5 protein-coding genes are annotated in these 5,276 nt (G+C 50.0%); all 5 read right to left on the bottom strand.

Features of this window, described 5'->3' with window-relative positions:
• The coding region (sucD, locus tag ACTHUT_RS13450; protein ID WP_440418884.1) for a succinate--CoA ligase subunit alpha at positions 1-683 on the bottom strand (683 nt) is incomplete at its 3' end.
• A gap of 10 nt (positions 684-693) precedes the next feature.
• Positions 694-1,860, bottom strand: a complete 1,167-nt coding sequence (gene sucC, locus ACTHUT_RS13445; RefSeq protein ID WP_003675098.1) for an ADP-forming succinate--CoA ligase subunit beta — start codon at positions 1,858-1,860, stop codon at positions 694-696.
• A 71-nt stretch (positions 1,861-1,931) separates the two neighbouring features.
• Positions 1,932-2,219 (bottom strand): hypothetical protein, encoded by a 288-nt coding sequence (locus tag ACTHUT_RS13440; RefSeq protein ID WP_004519272.1) that lies wholly within the window; start codon positions 2,217-2,219, stop codon positions 1,932-1,934.
• 124 nt (positions 2,220-2,343) lie between these two features.
• Positions 2,344-3,777 (bottom strand): dihydrolipoyl dehydrogenase, encoded by a 1,434-nt coding sequence (gene lpdA, locus ACTHUT_RS13435; RefSeq protein ID WP_002225317.1) that lies wholly within the window; start codon positions 3,775-3,777, stop codon positions 2,344-2,346.
• 258 nt (positions 3,778-4,035) lie between these two features.
• Positions 4,036-5,217 carry a 2-oxoglutarate dehydrogenase complex dihydrolipoyllysine-residue succinyltransferase gene (gene odhB / locus ACTHUT_RS13430; protein WP_002219391.1) on the bottom strand — a complete coding sequence of 394 codons (1,182 nt, stop codon included), beginning with the start codon at positions 5,215-5,217 and terminating at the stop codon, positions 4,036-4,038.
• Between the last annotated feature and the right edge of the window lie 59 nt (positions 5,218-5,276).

Here is a 5,276-nt window from a genome sequence, read left to right as displayed (position 1 = left end):
ACGTTGGATTGGATGTATTCGGCTGCTTCTTCTTCCGCAGTACCGCCGATTTCACCGATCATGATGATGGCGTCGGTATCTGGGTCTTCTTGGAAGAGTTTCAGTGCGTCGATTTGGTTCATACCAGGAATCGGGTCGCCGCCGATACCGATACAGGTTGATTGACCCAAGCCCAGTTTGGTGGTTTGTGCCACAGCTTCGTAAGTCAATGTACCGGAACGGGAAATAATACCGATGCGGCCCGGAGTGTGGATGTGGCCCGGCATAATACCGATTTTGCACTCACCCGGAGTAATCACGCCTGGGCAGTTAGGGCCGACCAAGCGGGTACCGTTGCCGTTGGTTTCCAAGTAACGTTTGGCTTTGAGCATGTCCAGAGTAGGCACGCCTTCGGTAATCACAACGACCAAGCCTACGCCTGAATCAACTGCTTCAACGATAGAGTCCAAAACAAACGGAGCGGGAACGTAAATTACAGATGCGTCAGCGCCGGTTTCTTTAACGGCTTCTTTCATGGTGTTGAATACAGGCAGGTTCAGGTGGGTTTGACCGCCTTTGCCCGGGGTAACGCCGCCGACAACTTTAGTGCCGTAAGCCAGAGCTTGTTCGGAGTGGAAAGTACCGTTTTTACCGGTGAAACCTTGAACCAATACTTTGGTGTCTTTATTAATCAATACGCTCATTCTTTTCTCCTTAGGCGTTTACGGCTGCAACAATTTTTTCGGCTGCGTCATTCAGGCCGTCTGCAGAAGTCAGTTTCAGACCTGATTCGTTCAGGATTTTCGCGCCGAGTTCGGCGTTGTTACCTTCCAAACGAACAACAACAGGAACGTTGACGTTGATTTCTTTAACGGCTGCCACGATGGCTTCCGCAATCATGTCGCAACGTACGATACCACCGAAGATGTTGATCAATACGCCTTTAACGGATTTGTCTTCCAGAATCAGTTTGAACGCTTCAACCACGCGGTCTTTGGTTGCACCGCCGCCAACGTCCAAGAAGTTGGCAGGTTGGCCACCTTTGAGTTTGATGATGTCCATAGTGGCCATCGCCAAACCGGCACCGTTAACCATACAGCCGATGTTGCCTTCCAGGGCAACATAGTTCAGGTCGAATTCAGAAGCTTTCAGCTCACGTTCGTTTTCTTGAGATTTGTCGCGCAATTCAGCGATTTTTGGCAGGCGGTAGAGCGCGTTGCTGTCGATGCCGATTTTGCCGTCCACGCAAGCCAGTGCGCCGTTTTCGCGAACTGCCAATGGGTTTACTTCAAACAGGGCGAAGTCGTTTTCGATAAACGCTTTGTACGCGCCGGTCATCAGTTTGACGAACTCGTTGATTTGTTTGTCTTTCAAGCCCAGTTGGAAGGCAACTTCGCGAGCTTGGCAAGGTTGCAGGCCGACCAGCGGATCAACGGTTACTTTGAAGATTTTTTCAGGAGTTTCGGCAGCAACTTTTTCGATTTCCACGCCACCTTCGGTAGAAGCCATGAATGTAACGCGGCGGGTAGAACGGTCAACCACTGCGCCCAAGTACAGCTCGGTTTGAACAGGATACATATCTTCGCAAACCAAAACGCTGTTGACAGGTTGGCCGTTGGCATCGGTTTGGTAAGTTACCAAGTTGGTGCCAATCAGGCTTTCAGCCACTTCTTTAGCTTCTTCGCGGCTTTTAACGACTTTTACGCCGCCCGCTTTACCGCGGCCGCCGGCGTGTACTTGTGCTTTGACAACAGCGAATTTGCCGCCCAATTTGTCGTAAGCTGCAGCGGCTTCTTCGCCGTTGTGTGCCAAAATACCGCCTTGTACGGGCAAACCGTAGCTAGCCAGCAGTTCTTTAGCCTGATACTCGTGTAAATTCATGGATTTCTCCTTAAGGTGAGTGGGTTTTAGGAATCGCCCTGCGGCCAATCCCATATTTTCAGACGGCCCTACTATTTACTGAAGGGCAACCACATCCGCGCCAGCAGATACATGGTTGCACCGCCTCCCCCGAGAATAAAAAAGACGATGCCTTTTTTACGCGAATTCGGGCAGAGTAGATAAACGGCAAGGCTGAAACTGATAAACAACAATGCCACGCGCCAAACCAATTCTTTATCTTTGAAACGGTTGAGCGTATAAGTTTCGGTCATCATCACATACATTTGCCACAATGCAGCCATACACATGCTGATGATGCCCATCGGTATAAAGAAAATACCGACTATTTCTTTGTTCATAATGAATGTAAATGCTGTGTGTTTGCCTGACGGAATTATAAATCAGAAAACGAAGCTATCGGAACATTCAATTTGTCGGAGGCCTTAAGGCCGTCTGAAAAATTTCAGACGGCCTTAATGTCTATCAACCGTGCAAAGCGCGTTTGTCGGCCGCCAATGCAGCTTCGTGAACCACTTCGGACAAGGTTGGGTGGGCATGGATAATGCGGGCGATGTCTTCGCTGCTGGCAAAGAATTCAAGCGCAGTCACGCCTTCAGTAACCAATTCGCTGACAACCGGGCCAATCATGTGTACGCCCAAGATGCGGTCGGTTTTGGCATCTGCCAATACTTTAACCGTACCTTTGGCTTTGCCCATTGCCAATGCGCGACCGTTTGCACCGAAACCTGAAGTACCTTTTTTGTACTCCACGCCTTCGGCTTTGAGCTGTTCTTCGGTTTTACCCACCCAAGCGATTTCAGGGTCGGTGTAAATTACAAACGGCACGTTGTTGAAGTCGATATGCGGTTTTTGACCGGCAATACGCTCGGCAACGGCAACGCCTTCGTCGCTGGCTTTGTGTGCCAACATCGGGCCGCGAACCACGTCGCCGATTGCCCATACGTTAGGCAGGTTGGTACGGCATTCGCCATCTACTTTGATAAAGCCACGCTCGTCTTTTTCCAAGCCTACGGCTTCGGCGTTCAGGCCTTTGGTGTTTGGAATACGGCCGATGGCAACGATCAGTTTGTCGAATACTTCGGTTTTGGCTTCGCCGGCAGCAGTTTCGTAAGCAACGGAAACGCCTTTGCCTTCAGATTTGATGTCGCCGATTTTCACGCCCAATTCGATGCTCAGACCTTGCTCTTTGGTGAAGTATTTAAAGGCTTCTTTGGCGATTTGTTGGTCGGCAGCAGCCAGGAAGGTCGGCGCAGCTTCAAGAATGGTAACTTCTGCACCCACGCGGTTCCATACGGAACCCATTTCCAAACCAATCACGCCAGAACCGATCACGCCGAGTTTGGCAGGTACTTCGGTCAGGTTCAATGCGCCTTCGTTATCCAATACGTTCACGTTGTCGATAGCGACTTGTGGCAGCGGACGCGGTACGGAACCGGTGGCTACGATGACGTGTTTGGCTTCGATAACGGTTTTCTCGCCTTTGTTATCGACTTCGATTTGGTAAGCATCGCCATTTTTACCGGCAAAGGAAGCAGTACCGAACAGGCTGGTTACTTTGTTTTTTTGGAACAGGAATTTCACGCCGCCGGTCAGTTTGGTTACGATGGCATCTTTGCGCTCAATCATTTTGGCCGCGTCGAATTTTACGTCGCCGACAGTGATACCGTGTTCGGCAAACTCGTGTTGCGCAGCGTGGAAATGTTCGCTGGATTGCAACAGGGCTTTAGAAGGGATACAACCTACGTTCAAGCAAGTACCGCCCAATGCAGGGGCATTGCCTGCTTTGTTAACGCCTGCGTCGACGCAAGCGGTTTTGAAACCCAGTTGCGCGGCACGGATGGCGGCAACGTATCCGCCCGGGCCAGCACCAATCACTACTACATCATATTGAGACATCGTGTCATCCTTTGCTTTTGCAGTATCTCAAAATAAAAACGATACTTTTTGTTTCTTTTTTATTTTGAATGACTGCGTTTTGATGGTTTTAAGAAAAGGCCGTCTGAAAGTCCATATCTGTCGATTCATTCGAATCAAATGTTTCAGACGGCCTCAATCGTTCGTTGAGCCTATTGTAGCACGATACTACATTACGCTACATCTAAATAAAAATTCAGACGGCCTTTTCATTAACAAATAAAAGGCCGTCTGAAACGATTACAGATCCAACAACAGGCGAGCTGGGTCTTCCAACGCATCTTTAATGGCTACCAAGGTCAATACAGCTTCGCGGCCGTCGATGATACGGTGGTCGTAAGACAGAGCCAGATACATCATTGGACGGACAACAACTTGGCCGTTTTCAACCACAGCGCGCTCTTTAGTGGCGTGCATACCCAAAATCGCAGATTGAGGCGGGTTGATAATCGGGGTAGACATCATAGAACCGAAAGTACCGCCGTTGGTAATACTGAATGTACCGCCGGTCAGATCTTCGATAGCGATTTTGCCGTCTTTGGCTTTTTTCGCGTAATCAACAATTGCTTGTTCGATGTCGGCAATGCTCATTTGGTCAGCATCGCGCAGGATTGGCACAACCAAACCGCGTGGGCTGCCAATCGCGATACCGATGTCGAAGTAGCCGTGGTATACGATGTCTTTGCCGTCAACAGAAGCATTCACAACCGGGTATTTTTTCAGGGCGGCAACAGCGGCTTTAACGAAGAAAGACATAAAGCCCAATTTCACGCCGTGTTCTTTCTCGAATTTTTCTTTGTACTTCGCACGCAAGTCCATGATTGGTTTCATGTTGACTTCGTTGAATGTAGTCAGAATGGCGTTTTCTTGCTGAGAAGCCAAGAGGCGTTCTGCAACACGGGCACGCAGGCGGCTCATTGGTACGCGTTCTTCAGGACGTGCGCCGGCAGGAAGTGCAACAGCAGGAGCAGCAGCTGCGGCAGGTTTGGCAGCGGCATTTTGTACGTCTTCTTTCAATACGCGACCGTCACGGCCGGAACCTTGCAATGCGTTCACGTCAACACCGGTCTCGGCAGCCAGTTTGGCGGCAGCAGGCATAGCGGCATTATTTTGTGCAGCAGCAGGAGCGGCAGCTGGGGCAGCTTCTGCAGGAGCGGCGACTGGGGCTTCAGCAGCGGCAGTAGCAGCTGTATCGATGCGCGCCAAAACTTGGTCGGCAACAACGGTTTCACCGTCTTGAGCTACGATTTCAACCAATACGCCGGCTTGTGGAGAAGGTACTTCCAAAACCACTTTGTCAGTTTCGATATCGATCAGGATTTCGTCACGGGCAACTGCTTCGCCAACTTTTTTCTTCCATTCCAAGAGCGTGCCTTCAGATACGCTTTCAGACAGCATAGGTACTTTTACATCAATAATCATTTTGTGTCTCCAATGGCCCTTTCAGACGGCCTGTTGTGTGTTTTTAATTCTGCATATGG

Source organism: Neisseria sp. P0022.S010 (assembly GCF_051956635.1).
Note: the sequence above shows the minus strand (reverse complement) of the source record. Positions and strands in the feature narration are given on the sequence as shown.